At 63.0% G+C, this 19138-nt stretch carries 20 protein-coding genes; 6 read left to right on the forward strand and 14 right to left on the reverse strand.

Annotation, left to right across the window (positions count from 1 at the left end; genetic code table 11):
- Position 1: 1 nt before the first annotated feature.
- The 5 genes from QTA58_RS16280 to QTA58_RS16300 form a co-directional block, all read right to left on the reverse strand.
- Complete coding sequence (locus QTA58_RS16280) at positions 2–1201, reverse strand: efflux RND transporter periplasmic adaptor subunit (RefSeq protein ID WP_289669622.1); 1200 nt, start codon at positions 1199–1201, stop codon at positions 2–4.
- Between the two features lie 294 nt (positions 1202–1495).
- Positions 1496–2467: an ABC transporter substrate-binding protein gene (locus QTA58_RS16285; protein WP_289669623.1), complete on the reverse strand. Its 972-nt coding sequence runs from the start codon at positions 2465–2467 to the stop codon at positions 1496–1498.
- A 54-nt stretch (positions 2468–2521) separates the two neighbouring features.
- Complete coding sequence (locus QTA58_RS16290; protein WP_289669624.1) at positions 2522–3649, reverse strand: ABC transporter permease; 1128 nt, start codon at positions 3647–3649, stop codon at positions 2522–2524.
- Positions 3646–4533 (reverse strand): ABC transporter permease, encoded by an 888-nt coding sequence (locus QTA58_RS16295; RefSeq protein WP_289669625.1) that lies wholly within the window; start codon positions 4531–4533, stop codon positions 3646–3648. Before QTA58_RS16295 ends, QTA58_RS16290 begins: the two co-directional genes overlap by 4 nt.
- A 234-nt stretch (positions 4534–4767) precedes the next feature.
- Entirely contained in the window at positions 4768–5568 is an 801-nt protein-coding gene (locus QTA58_RS16300) for an ABC transporter ATP-binding protein (protein WP_085420000.1), read from the reverse strand.
- A gap of 127 nt (positions 5569–5695) precedes the next feature.
- Here QTA58_RS16300 and QTA58_RS16305 point away from each other — a divergent pair, with 127 nt between their 5' ends.
- On the forward strand, positions 5696–6115 hold the full coding sequence (locus QTA58_RS16305) for a cupin domain-containing protein (protein ID WP_085419999.1): 420 nt from the start codon (positions 5696–5698) through the stop codon (positions 6113–6115).
- Positions 6116–6347: 232 nt separating this feature from the next.
- Here QTA58_RS16305 and hydA read toward each other — a convergent pair whose 3' ends face one another.
- The 3 genes from hydA to QTA58_RS16320 are packed head-to-tail and all read right to left on the reverse strand — an operon-like array spanning position 6348 to position 9689.
- Positions 6348–7802 carry a dihydropyrimidinase gene (hydA, locus tag QTA58_RS16310; RefSeq protein WP_289669626.1) on the reverse strand — a complete coding sequence of 485 codons (1455 nt, stop codon included), beginning with the start codon at positions 7800–7802 and terminating at the stop codon, positions 6348–6350.
- Entirely contained in the window at positions 7799–8434 is a 636-nt protein-coding gene (locus QTA58_RS16315) for an endonuclease domain-containing protein (protein ID WP_289669627.1), read from the reverse strand. The genes hydA and QTA58_RS16315 overlap by 4 nt, the downstream gene beginning before the upstream one ends.
- A 4-nt stretch (positions 8435–8438) precedes the next feature.
- A complete protein-coding gene (locus QTA58_RS16320) occupies positions 8439–9689 on the reverse strand; it encodes a Zn-dependent hydrolase (RefSeq protein WP_289673189.1) in 1251 nt (416 codons plus the stop codon).
- A gap of 245 nt (positions 9690–9934) precedes the next feature.
- Here QTA58_RS16320 and QTA58_RS16325 point away from each other — a divergent pair, with 245 nt between their 5' ends.
- Positions 9935–10579, forward strand: a complete 645-nt coding sequence (locus tag QTA58_RS16325; RefSeq protein ID WP_085419997.1) for a TetR family transcriptional regulator C-terminal domain-containing protein — start codon at positions 9935–9937, stop codon at positions 10577–10579.
- Positions 10580–10652: 73 nt separating this feature from the next.
- Here QTA58_RS16325 and QTA58_RS16330 read toward each other — a convergent pair whose 3' ends face one another.
- Positions 10653–11693: a glutamine synthetase beta-grasp domain-containing protein gene (locus QTA58_RS16330; protein WP_289669628.1), complete on the reverse strand. Its 1041-nt coding sequence runs from the start codon at positions 11691–11693 to the stop codon at positions 10653–10655.
- Between the two features lie 437 nt (positions 11694–12130).
- On the opposite strand from QTA58_RS16330, the gene QTA58_RS16335 reads away from it, so the two are divergent.
- Complete coding sequence (locus QTA58_RS16335) at positions 12131–12328, forward strand: DUF2735 domain-containing protein (RefSeq protein WP_085419995.1); 198 nt, start codon at positions 12131–12133, stop codon at positions 12326–12328.
- A 52-nt stretch (positions 12329–12380) separates the two neighbouring features.
- On the opposite strand, the gene QTA58_RS16340 is transcribed toward QTA58_RS16335, so the two are convergent.
- Positions 12381–13421, reverse strand: coding sequence for a YeiH family protein (locus QTA58_RS16340; RefSeq protein ID WP_289669629.1), 1041 nt, complete (start codon positions 13419–13421; stop codon positions 12381–12383).
- A 111-nt stretch (positions 13422–13532) separates the two neighbouring features.
- Between QTA58_RS16340 and QTA58_RS16345 the strand changes: the two genes are divergently transcribed.
- On the forward strand, positions 13533–14426 hold the full coding sequence (locus QTA58_RS16345; RefSeq protein ID WP_289669630.1) for a LysR substrate-binding domain-containing protein: 894 nt from the start codon (positions 13533–13535) through the stop codon (positions 14424–14426).
- Positions 14427–14480: 54 nt separating this feature from the next.
- On the opposite strand, the gene QTA58_RS16350 is transcribed toward QTA58_RS16345, so the two are convergent.
- Positions 14481–15380, reverse strand: coding sequence for a LysR family transcriptional regulator (locus QTA58_RS16350; RefSeq protein ID WP_085419992.1), 900 nt, complete (start codon positions 15378–15380; stop codon positions 14481–14483).
- Positions 15381–15481: 101 nt separating this feature from the next.
- Here QTA58_RS16350 and QTA58_RS16355 point away from each other — a divergent pair, with 101 nt between their 5' ends.
- Positions 15482–16495, forward strand: a complete 1014-nt coding sequence (locus QTA58_RS16355) for an NAD(P)-dependent alcohol dehydrogenase (RefSeq protein ID WP_085420752.1) — start codon at positions 15482–15484, stop codon at positions 16493–16495.
- Between the two features lie 107 nt (positions 16496–16602).
- Positions 16603–17082, forward strand: a complete 480-nt coding sequence (locus QTA58_RS16360; protein ID WP_085419991.1) for a hypothetical protein — start codon at positions 16603–16605, stop codon at positions 17080–17082.
- A 42-nt stretch (positions 17083–17124) separates the two neighbouring features.
- Here the strand turns inward: QTA58_RS16360 and QTA58_RS16365 are convergent, their stop codons facing one another.
- The 3 genes from QTA58_RS16365 to preA form a co-directional block, all read right to left on the reverse strand.
- Positions 17125–17451 carry a HigA family addiction module antitoxin gene (locus QTA58_RS16365; RefSeq protein WP_085419990.1) on the reverse strand — a complete coding sequence of 109 codons (327 nt, stop codon included), beginning with the start codon at positions 17449–17451 and terminating at the stop codon, positions 17125–17127.
- Between the two features lie 9 nt (positions 17452–17460).
- Entirely contained in the window at positions 17461–17751 is a 291-nt protein-coding gene (locus tag QTA58_RS16370; RefSeq protein WP_085419989.1) for a type II toxin-antitoxin system RelE/ParE family toxin, read from the reverse strand.
- 71 nt (positions 17752–17822) lie between these two features.
- Entirely contained in the window at positions 17823–19136 is a 1314-nt protein-coding gene (gene preA / locus QTA58_RS16375) for an NAD-dependent dihydropyrimidine dehydrogenase subunit PreA (RefSeq protein WP_085419988.1), read from the reverse strand.
- Positions 19137–19138: the final 2 nt, after the last annotated feature.

Consider the following 19138-nt stretch of genomic DNA (forward strand, 5'->3'; position numbering starts at 1 on the left):
CTCAGTTGGAAACAGTGCCGGGCTCGGCCGGGACCGGAGCGATCCTGTCGCCGTCCCGGACGAAGGCGCCGGCCTTCGCAACAACCACGTCACCTGCTTCGAGGCCGCTGACGACCTCGACGAAACCGCCATCCTGGATGCCGGTTTCGATCTTCACCTGCTTGACCACATTGTCCTCGACCTTGCGGGCGGTGGAACCCTCGCGGCCGGTGGTGACGGCAGACAGGGGGAGCGCCAGCGCATCGGTCTCGGCGACGATGATCTCGGCACTCGCATACATGCCGGCGCGGGCACCGCTCTCGTCGTCGATGACGATATGCACGGAGCCGAGCCGGGTCGTGGCGTCGACCGTCGGGGAGACGAGCCGCACCTTGCCCTCGATCTTCGTCCTGCCGCCGGCGATCGTCACGATCGCCTTCTGGCCGGCCTTGATCTTCTGGATGTCGGATTCGGAAAGATCGGCGACGAGCTCGATCGCGCCGTCCTTGATGATCGTGAAGAGCGGATCGCCCGCGCCCGTGGCGATCGCGCCGACCTTGGCGTTTCGCACCGAAACGACGCCGGCGACCGGTGTCTTCACACCGGTGCGGGCAAGCCTCAGATCGACGTCCTCGATCTGGCTGTCGACCACCTTGATGTCGGATTCGCCGACGCTGACGGCCTGCCTGGCGGCATTCAGCCGCGCCTCGGATACGTCCACCAGCGCTTGCGCCTGCTCGAGCTGGGAAACCGTGCTCGTGCCGCTCTGGCTCAGCCGCTTCGTGCGGTCGCGCTGGCGGGTCGCGTCGGCAAGATTGGCCTCCGCCTCGATCACCTGCGCCTTGTACTGGGCGACAGCCGCCTCGGCTTTGGCCTTGTTGGCTTCGTACTGGCTCTTCTGCAGCAGGAGCGCGTCGTCGTTCAGCGTGGCGAGCACGCTGTCGGCCTTCACCTCGTCGCCGACATCGGCGTTGAGCGTCTTGATCGACAGGCCGTCGACCAGCGGTTGGACATAGACCTCGTCCACCGGCTTGACGGTGCCGGTCGCGATCACCCGATCGACGAGGGGTTTCGTCACCGCTTCGGTCACGACGATGGACGGGAGCTTGATTTCGGTCTGAGCCGGGGCCGGCTGAGCCGGTTCCTGCGCGGGCGCCGTGCTCGCAGCAAGCGAGATCAAGAGAGCCGCGAGACCGGCAGACTTCGGGAACTTGCGAAACATGCGACTAACTTCCGACTGAAGGTAAGGGGCAAATATTCCGCTCGGGGCAGATCCCGTCTCGCCGCGCCCCCTCCGCGCGCGGCATCCCGCTTGAAGGTGGTGACCGCACAAAACGGTTGCAAGACCGGCAGCGAAAGATTCGTCAACGCTGCACTTTTACGTGTTTGCGCTGCACAAATCAATCCGCATACGTTATGGCATGGATGAGTTTTGGTTATGCTTTACGTAAGAAAATTCTAAAAAAACGCGCGACCTGCAGCCGCGCGTTCTCTTCAAGTGAAGCGGCGGCGATTATTATTTCGATGCCGCGTCGGTGATCTCGCTCGTATAGGCGCCTTCCGGCTGCTTGGTGATGATCTTCTGGTCGAGAAGCGCCTTCACCGTGCGGTCGTAGGTGGCCGTGTCGAGCTTGCCCGTGCCGGTGCCGATGAGCTTGGCCACTTCGCCCATCATGCGCTTCTGGTGGTTTTCGTCCTGCCCGCCATTGTCCATGACGATCTCGGCGGCTTCCTCGGGATTGTCGATCGCGTATTTCCAGCCCTTCATCGAGGCGCGGACGAATTTGACCATGTTCTCCTTGAATTTCGGGTCCTTGAGCTCGGTGTCGAGCACGTAGAGGCCGTCTTCCAACAGATCGTTGCCCATGGCGGTGTAGTTGAAGACGATCAGATCTTCCGGCTTGAAGCCGGCATCGATCGCCTGCCAGTACTCGTTATAGGTCATGACCGAGATGCAATCGGCCTGCTTCTGGATCAGCGGCTGCACGTCGAAGCTCTGCTTCAGCACGGTGACGCCGTTGGCGCCGCCATCCGTCGAAAGGCCGAGCTTGTTCATCCAGGCGAAGAACGGATATTCGTTGCCGAAGAACCAGACGCCGAGCGTATGGCCCTTGAAATCGGCCTCGGTCTTCACCGGCCCGTCCTTCGGGCAGATGAGCTGCAGGCCCGATTTCTCGTAGGGCTGGGCGATGTTGACCAGCGGCACGCCCTTTTCGCGGGCGACAAGCGCACCGCCCATCCAGTCGACGATCACGTCGGCGCCGCCGCCGGCGATCACCTGTTCCGGGGCGATGTCGGGGCCGCCCGGCTTGATCTCGACGTCGAGGCCTTCCTCCTCGTAGAAGCCCTTGTCCTTGGCGACGTAATAGCCGCCGAACTGGCCCTGCGCGACCCATTTCAGCTGCAGGGTGACCTTGTCGGCGGCCATCGCCTGGGCTGCGGCGAGCGAAAACGCGCCCGCCATCAATGTCATCATGATCTTTTTCATTTTGTTTCCCTCTGTGGTTGCCGATCTCGTTAAGGTGGAGTCGGATTTGAGCATCTAACCCCCACGGTTAGACGGATGCCAGAACGTCGTCGCTCTTTCGCCAAGCGCCACGACACCATAAAAAACCGAACCGACAACCGCCGCAACAGCGATTTCGGCCCAGACCATGTCGACATTCATGCGGCCGATTTCGGTGGAGATGCGGAATCCCATGCCGACGATCGGCGTGCCGAAGAATTCGGCCACGATCGCGCCGATCAGCGCCAGCGTCGAATTGATCTTCAGCGCGTTGAAGATGAAGGGCATGGCGGCGGGCAGGCGCAGTTTGAAAAGGGTCTGCCAGTAGTCCGAGGCATAGGAACGCATCAGGTCCCGCTCCATGCTGCCGGCCGCCGCAAGGCCCGCAACCGTGTTCACCAGCATGGGGAAGAAGGTCATGATGATGACGACGGCTGCCTTCGACTGCCAGTCGAAGCCGAACCACATCACCATGATCGGCGCCACGCCGATGATCGGGAGCGCCGAGACCAGGTTGCCGATCGGCAGCAGCCCCCGGCGCAGGAAAGCGACGCGGTCGGCGAGGATCGCCACGACGAAGCCGCAGGCGCAGCCGACGACATAACCGAACAGCACGGCCTTGAAGATCGTCTGCCGCACGTCGGCCCAGAGGATGGGGATCGAGCCGGCAAGCCGCGCACCGATGGCACTCGGCGGCGGGAGCAGGATGAAGGGAATGCCGGCGCCGCGGGTGATCGCCTCCCAGAGGATCAGGATCCAGGCGCCGAAGAGCGCCGGGATGAGGAGCCGCAGGAACGTATCGGCGGCCCGGGATTTTGCACGGATGCCGGATAGAACCGTGACACAGCGCCATGCGAGGAGCCAGGCGGCGGCGATCATCAGGAAGAAGGCAGACGTCGCCTTGCCTTCGTTGCCGGACAGTCCTCCGATCAGAAGCCAGGCGGCGAGATGGGCGCAGACGAAGAGGATCGTCGCGAGAAGCGGCGCGGAAATGTTTGCGAACGAGGCGAGGGCGGCTCCCGCCACCAGAACGAAGATCAAGGCAGCGGCGCCGCCGCCGAAGGGTGAGGGTGCATCTGCAGCAAGCAGGGGCAGCGAAGCCAATGCCGCGAGACAGAGGAGAAGCGCGGTCGCTCCCTGCCAGGAACGGAAGATCGGGCTCATGCAGACCTCCCGCCCATGGCGCGGTCGACGATCTTCGCGGCGAGACCGACGATGGTGACGAGCGTTGCGGCAAGCACGGAGGCCGCGATCAGCGCCGCGAAGAGGTCGATCGTCTGGCTGTAATAGGAGCCGTCCAGAAGTTTCCGGCCGATTCCCGCCACCGCGCCGGTCGGCATTTCGCCGACGATCGCGCCGACCAGGCTCGCGGCGATCGCCACCTTCATGGAGGTGAACAGGAAGGGGATCGACGCCGGCACGCGCAGTTTCCAGAAGGTCTGCGCAGCACTGGCATGATAGGTGCGCATCAGGTCGAGCTGGATGAGTTCCGGCGAGCGCAGGCCCTTGACCATGCCGACCGCGACCGGGAAGAAGGAGAGATAGGTCGAGATCAGCGCCTTCGGGATGAGGCCGGTGATGTTCACCGCCGCCAGCACGACGATCACCATCGGGGCGATCGCCAGGATCGGCACGGTCTGCGAGGCGATGATCCAGGGCATGAGGCTGCGGTCGAGCGCCTTCACATGCACGATGCCGACGGCGATCAGGATGCCGAGCACCGTGCCGAAGGTGAAGCCGACGACGGTGGACGAAAGCGTCACCCAGGCATGGTAGACGAGGCTGCGATTGCTGGTGACGCGGCGCAGGAAGGTGTTCTCGAAGACGTTGCTCACCACCTGGTGCGGCGCCGGCAGCACCGGCTTCGGCTGGGAAAGCGTCCTCTCGATGAAATCCACGGGCTTCGAGGCGGCGACATTGCCGCGCCGGTCGAGATCGCGCTGGAAAGGCGCGTTCATGAACACGGCCGCGACATACCAGACCGCCACGATGACGAGGAGGATGGTGACGACCGGGAGCATGCGTTGGGTGAGGGTGTCGGGTTTCATGGGGCTCTTCCCCTCAGGGCCAGGCTAAAGTTACCCCCCTCTGTCCTGCCGGACATCTCCCCCACAAGGGGGGAGATCGGCAAGTGGCACCGATTTCCCGAAATCTTAAGCGCATTCAAAACGAGAGCGGCAATCTCGGTGTCAAACTGTGAGCGAGACCTTACTACTCTCTGATCTCCCCCCTTGTGGGGGAGATGTCCGGCAGGACAGAGGGGGGTATCCCACAAACGCAGGCTATTGTTCCTCATAACTATGCCCCGCTCTCAGCCCCTCGCGCACCCGTTGGGCGATTTCCAGGAATTCCGGCGTCTCGCGGATTTCGAGCGGCCGCTCGGCCGGCAGCGTCGATTCGATGACATCGGTCACCCTGCCGGGGCGCGGCGACATGACGACGATCTTCGTCGAAAGATAGACCGCCTCCGGAATGGAGTGGGTGACGAAACAGATGGTCTTTTCCGTCCGCGCCCAGAGCTTCAGGAGCTGCTCGTTCAGATGGTCGCGGACGATCTCGTCGAGTGCGCCGAAGGGTTCGTCCATCAGGAGAAGATCGGCATCGAAGGCGAGCGCGCGGGCGATCGAGGCGCGCTGCTGCATGCCGCCGGAAAGCTGCCAGGGATATTTCTTGCCGAAGCCCGAGAGATTGACGAGGTCGAGCGTGCGCTCGATGCGGCTCCTGCGTTCGGCGGCAGAATAGCCCATGATTTCAAGGGGAAGGGCGATGTTCTTCTCTATCGTCCGCCAGGGATAGAGGGCCGGCGCCTGGAAGACATAGCCGTATGAGCGCGATTTTCGCGCCTCCTCGGGCGTCATGCCGTTGACGGTGATCTCCCCCGCCGTCGCCTTTTCCAGATCGGCGATGACGCGCAGAAACGTCGTCTTGCCGCAGCCGGAGGGGCCGATGAAGGAGACGAAATCGCCTTTCCTCACCTCCAGGTCGACATTCGAGAGCGCATGCACCGGCCCGTCATTGGTCTCGAAGGTCAGCCCCAGCTTTCTGGCGGAAACGACGGAAAAGGGGGGAGGGCTCAATGACATTGCGCGTGAGGTCCATATTGAACGTCGTTCGGGAGGCCGATGGTTTTTCCTGGCTTCAGTCTATCACCGGAAGTCCCCGGATCGTGGTATCCTGGAAAAAGATCCCGCCTTACGGAGGAAGATGGCAATGGATACCGCGTCAAAACCCACCTGCCGCATCGTGAAGCCTGATGCCGCCTACGACGGCAAGCAGGGCCTGCGTTACTTTCAAGGAATTGCCGCCGAGACGGTCGGTTCGAAAGGCATCTGCATGCACCTCCTGACCATTCCGCCGGGCGTGAAGGCAAAGGCGCATCTGCACGAAACCCACGAGACGGCGATCTACATGCTCTCCGGCTCGTCGCATACGTGGTACGGCGACCGGCTGGAGAACCATGTCGTGCTGCATGCGGGCGAGCTGATGTACATCCCGGCGGGCGTGCCGCATCTGCCGGCCAATCTTTCCAGCACGCCCTGCACGGCGGTGATCGCCCGCACCGATCCCAACGAGCAGGAAAGCGTCGTGCTTCTGCCGGAGCTGGATGGATTGGTGGAAACGCCGGGCTGACGCCTTTGCGGCTTCACCCCCCTCTGTCCTGCCGGACATCTCCCCCACAAGGGGGGAGATCGGATAGCAGATCGGCATCGCCTCCAATTCAGCTTTGAAACTGCCGCTGCTGTGCAGCACAAACTTGACGTTTCGGGAAGTCTCCGCGTCTTGCCGATCTCCCCCCTTGTGGGGGAGATGTCCGGCAGGACAGAGGGGGGTATTTTCGATCCGTCCCCGCATCGCCCTCACGTCACACCCCGCTTGCAGGAATGCCGGTGCGCTCCACCTTGCGCGGCGCGGTCAGCTCCTTCCAGGTCGACAGTGCCTTGTTGACCGCCTGGAACGGTTCGCGCTTGACGAACTGGCCATGGCCTTCGCGGGTCTTGATCGCGCCATCCTCGACGGCCACGACACCGCGGGTCAGCGTATAGCGCGGCAGGCCGGTGACCTCCTTGCCCTCGAAGACGTTGTAATCGATCGCGGACTGCTGGGTTTTCGACGAGATCGTCTTCGACCGCTTCGGGTCCCAGACGACGATATCCGCATCGGCGCCCACCAGGATCGCGCCCTTCCTCGGATAGATGTTGAGGATTTTCGCGATATTGGTGGAGGTGACAGCCACGAACTCGTTCATGGTGATGCGGCCGGTCGCCACCCCATAGGTCCAGAGCATCGGCATGCGGTCCTCGAGCCCGCCGGTGCCGTTCGGGATACTGCGGAAGTCGCCGACGCCATAGCGCTTCTGGTCGGTCGTAAAGGCGCAATGGTCGGTCGCGACGACCTGCAGCGAACCGGAGGAAAGACCCGCCCAGAGCGAATCCTGATGCTGTTTGTTGCGGAAGGGCGGGCTCATCACCCGGCGGGCGGCGTGGTCCCAGTCCTTGTTGAAATATTCGCTCTCGTCGAGCGTCAGGTGCTGGATCAGCGGCTCGCCGTAGACGCGCATGCCGTTCTGGCGGGCGCGGCGGATCGCTTCGTGCGCCTGTTCACAGGAGGTGTGGACGACGTAGAGCGGCACGCCCGCCATGTCGGCGATGATGATGGCGCGGTTCGTCGCCTCGCCTTCGACGGAGGCGGGTCGCGAATAGGCATGCGCTTCCGGCCCGTTATTGCCCTCGTCCATCAGCTTCTGCTGCATGGCGGCGACGACATCGCCGTTTTCCGCGTGAACGAGGGGCAGGGCGCCGAGTTCGGCACAGCGCTGGAACGAGGCGAACATCTCGTCGTCGTTCACCATCAGGGCGCCCTTATAGGCCATGAAGTGCTTGAAGGTGTTGATGCCGTGGTTCAGAACGACCGCCTTCATCTCGTTGAAGACCTGTTCGCCCCACCAGGTGACCGACATATGGAAGGAATAGTCGCAATTGGCGCGGGTCGCCTTGTTGTCCCAGCGCTTCAGGGCATCGAGCAGCGACTGGCCGGGTTCGGGCAGGCAGAAATCGACCACCATGGTCGTGCCGCCGGCAAGGCCGGCACGCGTCCCGCTTTCGAAATCGTCGGAGGAATAGGTGCCCATGAAGGGCATTTCGAGATGCACGTGCGGGTCGATGCCGCCCGGCATGACGTAACAGTCCGTCGCGTCCAGCACCTCGTCGCCCGAGAGGTTCGGGCCGATCTCGACGATCCTGCCGCCGTCGATCCTGACATCCGCCTTGTAGGTCAGGTCGGCGGTGACGATGGTTCCACCCTTGATGACTGTGGTCATGGTTGTTCCCCTGTCTTGTGAGTTTCGGTGCTGGCCGGATGAAAGCGGGTCACGTCGCAGCGGTCGGTCATTCGCCCAGTAAGGGCCGCAAGAATGGTATCTAGTACGGCGCGACGTTCGCGGGTGATTTCGTGGTTCCAGAACCGAAGCACAGAGTAGCCGGTCCGGTTAAGCCAGTGCGTTCGCGCTTCATCGGAGCAGCTTTCTTCGTGGTGGAAACCGTCGATTTCGATGATCAGCCTTTCCTCCCGGCAAAGAAAGTCCACCACGTAAGGACCGAGAGGAACCTGGCGGGCGAACTTGTAGCCGTTGAGATGGCGATTTCTCAGATCGCTCCAGAGACGGTACTCTTCCTCCGTCTCGTTTTGGCGGAGGCGGCGTGCTTGTGTCGTCTTCCCTGGCCGTCTTTTGGTGATGTCGTCACTCGGCATTGCGTACACCCCCTCATCCGGCCCTTCGGGCCACCTTCTCCCCGCCGGGGAGAAGGAGGAATATGCCGTACCGATGGCGTGAGATGGACGCCATCCCATCGGTTGTTGATCGGATGGCGGTGCGGCACAACCTTCCTTCTCCCCAGCGGGGAGAAGGTGGCCCGAAGGGCCGGATGAGGGGGTGTTCACCGATACGGCCATCGGCCTACTCCACAATCTCCGCGGTCTCCAGCACGGCATGGAAGAGCACGTCGGCGCCTGCGGCTGCCCATTCCTTGGAAATGTCCTCCGCTTCGTTGTGCGAAAGCCCGCCGACGCAGGGGCAGAAGATCATCGTTGCGGGTGCCACCTTCGCCGCCCAGCAGGCATCGTGGCCGGCGCCGGAAATGATGTCCCTGTGGCTTAGCCCAAGCTTTTCCGCCGCCTCGCGCACACGGCCGACGAGCACCGGATCGAACGTCACCGGATCGAAATGGCCGACGGCCTCGACCGAACAGCCGACGCCGAGTTTCTCGCAGATCTCCGCGGCCTGTGTCTCGATCCTCGCCCGCATCCGGTCGAGCTTCTCCTGGGAGGGCGTGCGGATGTCGACGGTGAAGACCACTTTGCCCGGCAGGACGTTGCGGGAGTTCGGCGAGAAGAACACCTGGCCGACGCCGCCGACGGCGCCCGGCTGCTCGCTCATCGCCACCTCCTGCACCATCTCCAAGATGCGCGACATTGCAAGCCCGGCATTGACGCGCATGTTCATCGGCGTCGAGCCGGTATGCGCTTCCCTGCCGGTCAGCGTGAATTCCAGCCACCAGAGGCCCTGACAGTGGGTGACGACGCCGATCTGCTTGTCCTCGGCCTCCAGGATCGGACCCTGCTCGATATGATATTCGAAATACGCATGCATCTTGCGGGTCCCGACCTCTTCGTCGCCCACCCAGCCGATGCGCTTCAACTCGTCGCCGAAGGTCTTGCCCTCCGGATCCTTGCGGGCATAGGCGTAATCTATCGAATGCACGCCGGCGAAGACGCCGGAGGCCAGCATGGCGGGCGCGAACCGCGCGCCTTCCTCGTTGGTCCAGTTGGTCACGACGACCGGATGCTTCGTCCTGATGCCGAGGTCGTTCATCGTGCGGACGACCTCCAGGCCGCCGAGCACGCCCAGCACGCCGTCGAACTTGCCGCCGGTCGGCTGGGTGTCGAGATGCGAGCCGATATAGACGGGAAGGGCGTCCGGATCGGTGCCGGGGCGGGTGGCGAACATGGTGCCCATCTTGTCGACGCCGACCGTCATGCCTTCGGTTTCGCACCATGTCTTGAAGAGGTGGCGGCCTTCGCCGTCCGCGTCCGTCAGCGTCTGGCGGTTGTTGCCGCCGGCAATGCCGGGGCCGATCTTCGCCATCTCCATGAGCATGTCCCAGAGACGATCGCCATTGACGCGCAAGTTCTCGCCGGGTGCTGCCACCATCTTTCCATCCTCGCCAGTTTTATGCTCCGCCTTTTCGGACGGCATGCTTTTCGTTCCCCTCGGTCCTTCACGCGCTCAAGCACTTGAAGATCGGCATTGCGTTTGTTCCGCTTGTCGTCGATAATTTGACCGGTTGGTAAAACATTACAATTTCCGCGCCGTCACTCAAGACGAAAATCACGAAAAATCCAGAGGAATTTCTGGGGCGTTGAGCGGGCGCGGAAGAGGGGCGGGTAAAACGGATGGCCATCCCGAGGGCGGCGAAGACACAGAGGCGCACGCGCATTCAGGAGGAGAAGGAGGAGCGCATCCTCGGGGCGGCACTGGACGTCTTTTCCGTAAACGGCTTCCGGGGGGCCACGATCGACCAGATCGCCGATGCGGCGGGCATGTCGAAGCCCAATCTTCTCTATTATTTCCGCACCAAGGAGGCGATCCACCGCCAGCTCATCGACCGGGTGCTGTTCACCTGGCTGGAGCCGCTCAGGGCGTTCAATGCCGACGGCAATCCGGAAGCGGAAATCCGCTCCTATATCCGCCGCAAGCTGGAGATGGCGCGCGACTATCCGCGGGAGAGCCGGCTCTTCGCCAACGAGATATTGCAGGGCGCTCCGCGTATCGAAGACGAGCTCAAGGGCCCGCTCAAGGATCTCGTCGACGAGAAGGCGGAGGTGATCCGCGCCTGGGCGCGGGCGGGCAAGATCGCCAGATGCGATCCCTATCACCTGATCTTCTCGATCTGGTCGACGACGCAGCATTACGCGGATTTCGACGTGCAGGTGCGCGCCGTGCTCGGCCAGGACTATGCCGGGGACGGGCGGTTCGAAGACGCTGCGCGGTTCCTGGAACAGCTCTTCATGGACGGGCTGCGGGTCCGCAATACCTGACCGTTTCATGATCGGAAACGGAAAACGCCGGCGGTAAGGCCGGCGTTTCCGTTTTGTAAGGTCGTCCGATCGATCAGGCTGCGGCAGAGGCGAAGCCGGAGGTCGGCACTTCCGAGATCGTCTTCAGAACCTGGGAAGCGATCTGGTAGGGGTCGCCCTGGGAATTCGGGCGGCGATCTTCGAGGTAGCCCTTGTAGTCGTTCTTGATGAACGAGTGCGGGACTCGGATCGAAGCGCCACGGTCGGCAACGCCGTAGGAGAACTTGTTCCACGGCGCCGTTTCGTGCTTGCCGGTCAGACGCATGTGGTTGTCCGGACCGTAAACGTCGATATGGGCCTGCAGGTTCTTGTCGAACTGCGCCATGAGCGCTTCGAAATAGGCCTTGCCGCCGACTTCGCGCATGAACTTGGTCGAGAAGTTGCAGTGCATGCCCGAGCCGTTCCAGTCGGTGTCGCCGAGCGGCTTGCAATGGAACTCGATGTCGATGCCGTATTTTTCGCAGAGGCGGAGAAGCAGGTAGCGCGCCATCCAGATCTGGTCGGCGGCCTTCTTGGAGCCCTTGCCGAAAATCTGGAATTCCCACTGGCCCTTGGCCACTTCGGCATTGATGCCTTCGTGGTTGATGCCGGCAGCGAGGCAGAGGTCGAGATGCTCCTCGACGATCTCACGGGCGACCGAGCCGACGTTCTTGTAGCCGACGCCGGTGTAATAAGGGCCCTGCGGAGCCGGGTAGCCGGTTTCCGGGAAGCCGAGCGGACGGCCGTTTTCGTAGAAGAAGTATTCCTGCTCGAAACCGAACCAGGCGTCCTCGTCGTCGAGAATGGTTGCGCGGCTGTTCGACGGATGCGGCGTGACGCCATCCGGCATCATGACTTCGCACATGACGAGCACGCCGTTGGTGCGGGCCGGGTCCGGGTAAAGGGCGACGGGCTTCAGCACGCAATCGGAGGAGCGGCCTTCGGCCTGCTGGGTCGACGAACCGTCGAAGCCCCACAGGGGAAGCTGTTCCAGCGTCGGGAAGCTGTCGAATTCCTTGATCTGCGTCTTGCCGCGCAGGTTCGGTACTGGGGTGTACCCGTCGAGCCAGATGTACTCGAGCTTATACTTGGTCATTTTTTATCTCTCAGGCCGTGAAGTTCCATGGTTGAGCCATCCTGAGGACAGCAGCTTCGAGGAAGCCGCCCCTCCGGGATATTTTAGCGAACGCATTTCCCGTGCCAGTTTGGTGGCCCTGCCGCCATTGCCTGCTAAAAAGGTGGAAAAAGTCCGATGCGTGCGGCGGAGGGAGATGAAGAAACAAGGGTCGGCTGACGCAAACGGCTGCCTTTTGAAGCTTCCGTGACGCTTCTCGCGGAACCGCAGCGCCGGGCACACGTTTCTCCGCAGTCGGTGCCGGGAGCAAAATTCATCTCCCGGCATTCGGCTCACTCTAACGAATGCCCTAGCGCGAAGGGCGATATTGATGTAAAATAATGCAATAAGCACAAAAAATGTGCAGATTTGTGCTCGGTGTGTGTTTGAATGCACTCTGGAAGTTAGGAGACGATGGGATGACCACAGACATCCGTCGTGAGACTGCAACGATCTATCAGTTTCCGGTCCGCCCGCGGCGGCGCCTGGAAAACGGCAGGACTGCCTCGGCCAGCATCTATGAGATGTCCGTAAGCGTCGTCGACGACTGCTGGTATCATGACGAGGCCGTCAAGGACGACGCCCCGAAGGCGGCTGACAAGCCCAAGCCCTGTTGAGCCGCAAAAGCCGCCTCTTCCGGCAGGCGGCCTTGTCCTGCGGTTCTTCTTCTCAGAACGCGAAGAGTTTCAGCATCGCGTAGCCGAACGCCGCGATGAAGAGCCAGCCGAAGGCGCCGAGGGCGAGCGGCCGCCAGCCTTCCGCCCTTAATTTGCGGATATCGGTCTGCAGCCCCATGGCCGCAAGCGCCATGGAAAGCAGGAAGCTCGTGAACGCGGCGAGCATCTGGTTGGTGTCCGCCGGAATGGCGACGGCGCTGTTGACCAGCATCATCCCCACGAAGCCCAGCACGAACCAGGGCATCGGCGCCGAGGCCTTCGTCGCGCCTCCGGTGCCGGAGCGCATGGCGAGCGCCAGGGTCATGATGAGCGGAGCCAGCATGACGACGCGGGCGAGCTTGGAGATCGTGCCGAACTGTCCGGCAATATCGCCGCCCTGAAAGGCCGCCGCCACGACCTGGGCGACCTCATGAATGGTCGCGCCCGTCCATAGGCCATAGCCGCGGGCGTCGAGGCTGAGCGCCGACGCCAGCAGCGGATAGGCGAGCATCGAGAGCGAGCCGAACAGGGTGACGCAGGCGACGGCATAGGCCACATGCTCCTGTTTGCCGCGCACGACCGTATTGGCGGCGATCACCGCGGAGGCGCCGCAGACCGAAGTTCCCGCCGCGATCAGATCGGTCAGCGACCGGTCGACGCCCATCAGGCGGCCGGCGATGCGGATGGCGGTGAAGGTTGCGGTGAGCGTCAGCGCCACCATCAAAAGGCCGGCGCCGCCGAGCGAGAGGATCTGCGCCGCCGTCACCTGCAGGCCGAGCATCACAATGCCGAAGCGCAGAATCCGTTTGAGCGAGAATCCGATGCCGGGCTCGACCGCCGCCGGGACGGACAGGGCATTTCGGATCAGCATGCCGAAGACGATCGACAGGATGAGCGGACTGAGGGTCGTCCATCCCGTCAGATTGCGGACGGCGAGTGCCGCGCAGGCGACCGCGGCGGTGAGGAGAAGCCCGGGAAGAAGCTGGACGGCAGCGGACAGATAAGCAAGGGAGGGGGAGGGTTGCTGTTCCGCTATCGAATGAACCGGCTTCATGATTTTTCCATAGGATTGCAAATTTTTCGAAAATCATTCTCCATCTTGCAAAAAGACAAATCCAATTGATAAGTTTTCTCATATTGTTCGTATAAGGCGATTGATCGGCGAATGACCCTGGATCAGCTCAGGATATTTCTGGAAGTGGCGGCCCGCGAACACGTCACCCGCGCGGCGGAGGCGCTGAACCTTACCCAGTCCGCAGTCAGTGCGGCGATCTCGGCACTGGAGGCGCGGCATGCGGTAATCCTCTTCAATCGGGTGGGACGGCGGATCGAGCTTACGGAAGCAGGCCGTCTTTTCGTTCCCGAGGCGCGCGCCGTGCTGGAAAGGGCGAGGATGGCGGAGCATACGCTCGCCGACCTCGGCGGTTCGGCCTCCGGCGTGCTGCGCGTGCATGCCAGCCAGACGGTCGCGAGCTATTGGCTGCCGGCGCGCCTCGTCAGCTATCACGAGCGGTTTCCGCGCGTCGACGTGCGGCTGACCGTCGGCAATACCCAGAGCGCGGCCGAAGCGGTCCTGACGGGGGCGGCCGAACTGGCGGTCGTCGAGGGCGAGGTTTTCCTGGAAGGGCTCAGGCGCCGCAGGGTTGCCGAGGACCGGCTGGTTCTGGTGGTGGGCAGCCGTCATCCCTGGGCGGACGGGCGCAGGATCCGGTCCAGCGATCTTCCCGAAACCAACTGGATCATGCGCGAAAAGGGGTCGGGCACGCGCTCCGCCTTCGAGGCGCAGCTCGTCAATCTCGGGATCGAGCCGCAGTCGCTTTCCGTGGTCATGGAAATGCCCTCGAACGAGGCTGCCATGGCGGCGGTCGAAGCGGGTCTTGCGGCGACGGTGCTTTCCAGCCGCGCGGCTGCGTCCCATTCCTCCTCCGGCCGGTTGCACGTGGCCGATTTCCCGATGCCGCTTCGGCAGTTCTCGGCGCTCTACCATGCGGAACGGCACGTCACCCGCGCGCTCAACGCCATGCTCGACCTTCTGAACGAGCCGGAAGACGGGGCTTGACCGGGCTCTCTTCCATTTTCCCGGAGAGGGCAGATCGCAATCGGGCGGTCCAGGCTACTCCATGAGGGGCGGCAGTTCTCTTGCCAGGGTATCGATCGCCAGCCGCACCTTCGGCAGCATGACGGGCGATTTCGGCCAGACGGCGTGGGTGTCGAAGACCACGGGCGTGACGTTTTTCAACACCTGCCGCAGCCTCCCGGCCGCCACGTGGTCGCGGACCATCCAGCAGGGCAGCCAGGCGAGGCCGACGCCGTCGCAGGCGGCATCCCTTATCGCATCGAGATCGTCGAGCCGCAGCCGCGATCGCGGCAGAACGGCTCTCCACGGATCGTCCGGTGTTGGGAAGACCCACGTGCGGTGGTTGTCCCGCTTGCCGTAGATGATGCCTTCGTGCTCGGGCAGCTCGTCAAGGCTCAGCGGTTCTCCGTGTTTTTCCAGATAGGCCGGCGAGGCGCAGACCGTCAGGCGCTGGGTCGCAAGCCTGCGCGTCATCGTGTCGGCTTCGTCCTTCAGCGGGCCGTTGCGGACGGCAAGGTCGAAACCGTCCTCCAGGAGATCGGCGACGCGATCGCTGAAGGAGAGATCGAGCTCCAGGCCGGGGTGCTTTTCCAGAAGCCCGATGAGGATCGGTGCGGCACATTGGCGGCCGAAGATCACCGGCATGGTGACGCGCAGCTTGCCCCGGACCTCGCGGCGCCCGGATTCGAGCAGGGCTTCGCCCAAACGGATCTCCTCCACCGCGCGCAGGCACCGTTCATAGAAGAAGCGGCCTTCCTCAGTCAGGCTCTGGCTGCGCGTCGTGCGGTGAAAGAGGCGGACGCCGAGCCTTTCCTCCAGCCTGGCGATCGTCTTGCCGACCGCCGACCGGGTGAGGTTGAGCTTCTTCGCCGCGGCGGAAAAGCCGCCCGCTTCGACCGCCTCGACAAAGACCGGAATACCGTTGAGCTGCTCCATTTTGTATCCATTCGGGAACCATTGTGGAGAGATACTATCGCAACTGCGGACGAATTTTCAACGATATGCTCGCCTCATCGCAACTTTGAAGGAGCAATATGATGAGAACGGCAAAGCAATGGAGCATGACCGCGCCCGGGCCGCAGGATTTTCGCATCCGCGAAGCCGAGATCGCCGAACCGGCCGCCGGAGAAGTGCTGGTACGGACAGAGGCGGTATCGCTGAACTTTCGCGATAAGCTGGTGCTGGAAACCGGCATGGACCTGCCGCTCAAATTTCCCTTCGTGCCCGCCTCGGACATGGCGGGCGTGGTGGAAGCGGTCGGCTCCGGCGTCACGCGCTTCAAGCGGGGCGACAGGGTCATCTCGACCTTCTCGCCGGGCCGCATCGAAGGCGGCGGGTTGGGAGACGCCCGCCACCCGCCCTACAAGACGCTGGGCGGCTATTTCCCCGGGGTGCTTTCCGAATACGTCACGTTCCCAGAGGATTGGTTCGTGGCGGCGCCGGCGACCCTCGATGCGGCGGAGGCAAGCACGCTGCCCTGCGCCGGGCTCACCGCCTGGTTCGCGCTGATCGAGGCGGGCAGGTTGAAGGCCGGCGACAAGGTGGTCATCCAGGGAACGGGCGGCGTCGCTCTCTTCGGGCTCCAGATCGCCAAGGCCCATGGCGCGGAAGTCTTCATCACCTCGTCCAGCCCGGCAAAACTCGAACGCGCCCGGTCGCTCGGCGCCGACCATCTTCTGCCGCGCGACGGCTGGGTGGAGCGGGTCCATGAGATCACCGGCGATTACGGCGCCGACCACATCCTCGAAATCGCCGGCGGTCCCGGCCTTGCAAACTCCCTGCAGGCGGTGGCGGTCGGCGGCCGCATCTCGGTCATCGGCGTTTTCGAGGGGTTCGACGTCTCCGGCCCCGCCCTGCCGCTGCTTCTCAAGGCGCCGACCATTCAAGGTATCTCCGTCGGCCATCGCCGGGCGCTCGAGGACTTCGTCCGCGGCGTCGATGCGGCAGGCCTGAAGCCGGTGATCGACAGGCGCTATCGTTTCGAGGAGGCGGCGGAGGCTTTCGCGCATCTCGATCGCGGAGCCTTCGGCAAGATCGTCATAGAGTTCTGACAGTCCGGCTCGCGCCCCGGCGGCGCGGCGCGAGCCTTCCACGTTCGCCATTCCATAAATCGTGATATAATGCCGGCGTTGAAAAGAAGTCTTGGGAGGCATCGGCCATGGAAAGACTGCTTTTTAGAAACCTGCGGCCACTTTACGGCTGGCTTTTCGTCATTGCCTGGTTCGCCATTCTCCTGTTCGTGACTTCGGTTTTCGTCCGTGACGGCGGTATTGCCGCCGATCCGTTCCGGATGATCGTCATCCTGTTCTTCTGGGGTACGGGATGCTGGTTCGCAATCCGCGCCTTTGCCCGGCCGGTGGTTTCGGTCTGGCAGAACGGAGCGGGCGACTGGCTGGTCACCCGCCGCTGGCTCTGGACTCATGACGAGCAGCATATCGATCCCGATCGCCTGCCGTCGCCGGTCATCGAGGAGGAGGATGACGGGGAGGGCGGGCCGCAATACCGTTGCCTGCTCAGCACGCCGGCCGGCTCCATCGCCTTCAGCGAGCATGCCAAACGGGAGAAGGCGGCACTCTCGCGGGACCGCATGACCTTCCTGATCCGCAGCGCCCGGTCGAAAATGCCCCGGCCAAGCTGACCGGGCGTCCTGTCGTGAGATGCCCCGTAGTGGGGCACAGCGCTATTTCGCGGCGTTTACGGGCGGCGGTGCCTTGTACGGGAGAACGTGAATATCCCCCTCGTGACGACGTGCTTCGGCAATATCGAAACTGCTCTGCATCCGCATCAGCGTGTCCATGGAGAGCCCGAAAGCCTTTTCGAACCGCAGAGCCATTTCCGGCGAGAGCGAGGATCGCTCGTTCAACAGAGCGGAGAGGGCCGGGCGCGTAACACCCAATACCCTTGCGGCTTCGGTGACCGATATCTGCAATTCCTCGAGAACCTCATGCTTCAGGAAATCCCCGGGATGCGCCGGGTTTTTCATGCGAATGCCGGGTGCTTCAGCCATTGGTCGCTCCTAGTGATAGTCTTCGTAGTCGAGATCGACGATTTCGATCTCCCTGGCCTCGATCCGGAACGTCAGCCGCCAGTTCTTGGTAACGAACAGGCTCCACGTCCCTTTTCGGTCGCCCGTCAATTGATGGGCTTTCCAACTCGGCACCGTCCGCAGCTCGCTTTCGGTTTCCATGTCTTGCAGAAAGGAAATCATGCGCCGCAGCTTCGGAACCACCGCCGGCTGCAGCGCCGTCGGATCATCGTCGACAACGAAGCGGCGCAACCCCTTGTGGACGATGTTTCGGATCCTCATGGGGATATATAAGCATGAAATCGTCATCCGTAAAGTGTCGCTTTACGGATGACGATTGCTACAGGTGGAAATTACTCCGCGGCCTGTCTCGCCATCGGATTGTTCGGATGGGTCGTCCAGTTGGCATAGGTCGGCTCGACCACTTTGCCGGTGCGCCTGTCGAGCGCGCCTGCCGCGAGCGGCTCCATCGTGATGCAGTTCTCGACCGGACAGACGTTGACGCAGAGATTGCAGCCGACGCATTCCTCTTCCATCACCTCGAAACGGCGAACACCGTCGACCATCGCGGTGATCGCCTGGTGCGAGGTGTCCTCGCAGGCGATGTGACAGCGGCCGCATTTGATGCAGGCGTCCTGGTCGATATGCGCCTTGGCGATATAGTTGAGGTTGAGGTACTGCCAGTCGGTGACGTTGGGGGTGGCACGTCCGATGACGTCGCCGAGGGTGCGGTGGCCCTTTTCGTCCATCCAGTCGGAGAGGCCGGTGATCATCTCCTGGACGATCTTGAAGCCGTAGGTCATCGCCGCCGTGCAGACCTGCACGTTGCCGGCGCCCAGCGCTAAAAATTCAGCCGCATCCCGCCAGGTGGTAATGCCGCCGATGCCGGAGATCGGCAGGCCGTAGGTTTCCGGATCGCGGGCGATCTCGGCCACCATGTTGAGGGCGATCGGCTTCACGGCCGGGCCGCAATAGCCGCCATGCGAGCCCTTGCCGCCGACCGTGGGATTCGGCGCGAAATTGTCGAGATCGACGGAAACGATCGAGTTGATCGTGTTGATCAGCGAGACGGCATCGGTGCCGCCGGCCTTGGCAGCACGGGCGGGCTTGCGGATATCGGTGATGTTCGGCGTCAGCTTGGTGATGACCGGCATGCGGGTATATTGCTTGCACCAGCGCACCACCATCTCGATATATTCCGGCACCTGCCCGACGGCCGAACCCATGCCGCGCTCGGACATGCCGTGCGGACAGCCGAAGTTCAGCTCGATGCCGTCGACCTCGGTTTCCTCGACGAGCGGCAGGATCGCCTTCCAGGCCTCCTCGGTGCAGGGCACCATGATCGAAGCGACGATCGCCCGGTCCGGCCAGTTCTTCTTCACCTGCTTCATCTCGGTGAGGTTGGTGTAGAGGTCGCGGTCGGTGATGAGCTCGATATTGTTCAGGCCGAGCAGGCGGCGGTCGGCGCCCCAGATCGCACCGTAGCGCGGGCCGTTGACGTTGACGACCGGCGGGCCTTCCTCCCCGAGCGTCTTCCAGACCACGCCGCCCCAGCCCGCCTTGAAGGCGCGCTCGACGTTGTACGCCTTGTCGGTCGGCGGCGCGGAGGCGAGCCAGAAGGGGTTGGGGGATTTGATGCCGACGAAATCGTTGCGGATATCAGCCATTG

This window comes from Neorhizobium sp. CSC1952, assembly GCF_030378245.1.
In the GTDB taxonomy this organism is placed as follows: domain Bacteria; phylum Pseudomonadota; class Alphaproteobacteria; order Rhizobiales; family Rhizobiaceae; genus Neorhizobium; species Neorhizobium oryzae_A.

Excerpts from the sequence above, each read along its gene's own strand:
- QTA58_RS16305 (WP_085419999.1), top strand. The coding sequence starts at position 5,696 with ATGGATACCGCGTCAAAACCCACCTGCCGCATCGTGAAGCCTGATGCC.
- QTA58_RS16325 (WP_085419997.1), top strand. The coding sequence starts at position 9,935 with ATGGCCATCCCGAGGGCGGCGAAGACACAGAGGCGCACGCGCATTCAG.
- QTA58_RS16335 (WP_085419995.1), top strand. The coding sequence starts at position 12,131 with ATGACCACAGACATCCGTCGTGAGACTGCAACGATCTATCAGTTTCCG.
- QTA58_RS16290 (WP_289669624.1), bottom strand. The coding sequence starts at position 3,649 with ATGAGCCCGATCTTCCGTTCCTGGCAGGGAGCGACCGCGCTTCTCCTC.
- QTA58_RS16365 (WP_085419990.1), bottom strand. The coding sequence starts at position 17,451 with ATGGCTGAAGCACCCGGCATTCGCATGAAAAACCCGGCGCATCCCGGG.
- preA (WP_085419988.1), bottom strand. The coding sequence starts at position 19,136 with ATGGCTGATATCCGCAACGATTTCGTCGGCATCAAATCCCCCAACCCC.
- QTA58_RS16360 (WP_085419991.1), top strand. The coding sequence starts at position 16,603 with ATGGAAAGACTGCTTTTTAGAAACCTGCGGCCACTTTACGGCTGGCTT.
- QTA58_RS16285 (WP_289669623.1), bottom strand. The coding sequence starts at position 2,467 with ATGAAAAAGATCATGATGACATTGATGGCGGGCGCGTTTTCGCTCGCC.
- QTA58_RS16340 (WP_289669629.1), bottom strand. The coding sequence starts at position 13,421 with ATGAAGCCGGTTCATTCGATAGCGGAACAGCAACCCTCCCCCTCCCTT.
- QTA58_RS16295 (WP_289669625.1), bottom strand. The coding sequence starts at position 4,533 with ATGAAACCCGACACCCTCACCCAACGCATGCTCCCGGTCGTCACCATC.
- QTA58_RS16370 (WP_085419989.1), bottom strand. The coding sequence starts at position 17,751 with ATGAGGATCCGAAACATCGTCCACAAGGGGTTGCGCCGCTTCGTTGTC.
- QTA58_RS16345 (WP_289669630.1), top strand. The coding sequence starts at position 13,533 with ATGACCCTGGATCAGCTCAGGATATTTCTGGAAGTGGCGGCCCGCGAA.
- QTA58_RS16355 (WP_085420752.1), top strand. The coding sequence starts at position 15,482 with ATGAGAACGGCAAAGCAATGGAGCATGACCGCGCCCGGGCCGCAGGAT.
- QTA58_RS16280 (WP_289669622.1), bottom strand. The coding sequence starts at position 1,201 with ATGTTTCGCAAGTTCCCGAAGTCTGCCGGTCTCGCGGCTCTCTTGATC.
- QTA58_RS16330 (WP_289669628.1), bottom strand. The coding sequence starts at position 11,693 with ATGACCAAGTATAAGCTCGAGTACATCTGGCTCGACGGGTACACCCCA.
- QTA58_RS16350 (WP_085419992.1), bottom strand. The coding sequence starts at position 15,380 with ATGGAGCAGCTCAACGGTATTCCGGTCTTTGTCGAGGCGGTCGAAGCG.
- hydA (WP_289669626.1), bottom strand. The coding sequence starts at position 7,802 with ATGACCACAGTCATCAAGGGTGGAACCATCGTCACCGCCGACCTGACC.
- QTA58_RS16300 (WP_085420000.1), bottom strand. The coding sequence starts at position 5,568 with ATGTCATTGAGCCCTCCCCCCTTTTCCGTCGTTTCCGCCAGAAAGCTG.
- QTA58_RS16315 (WP_289669627.1), bottom strand. The coding sequence starts at position 8,434 with ATGGCCGTATCGGTGAACACCCCCTCATCCGGCCCTTCGGGCCACCTT.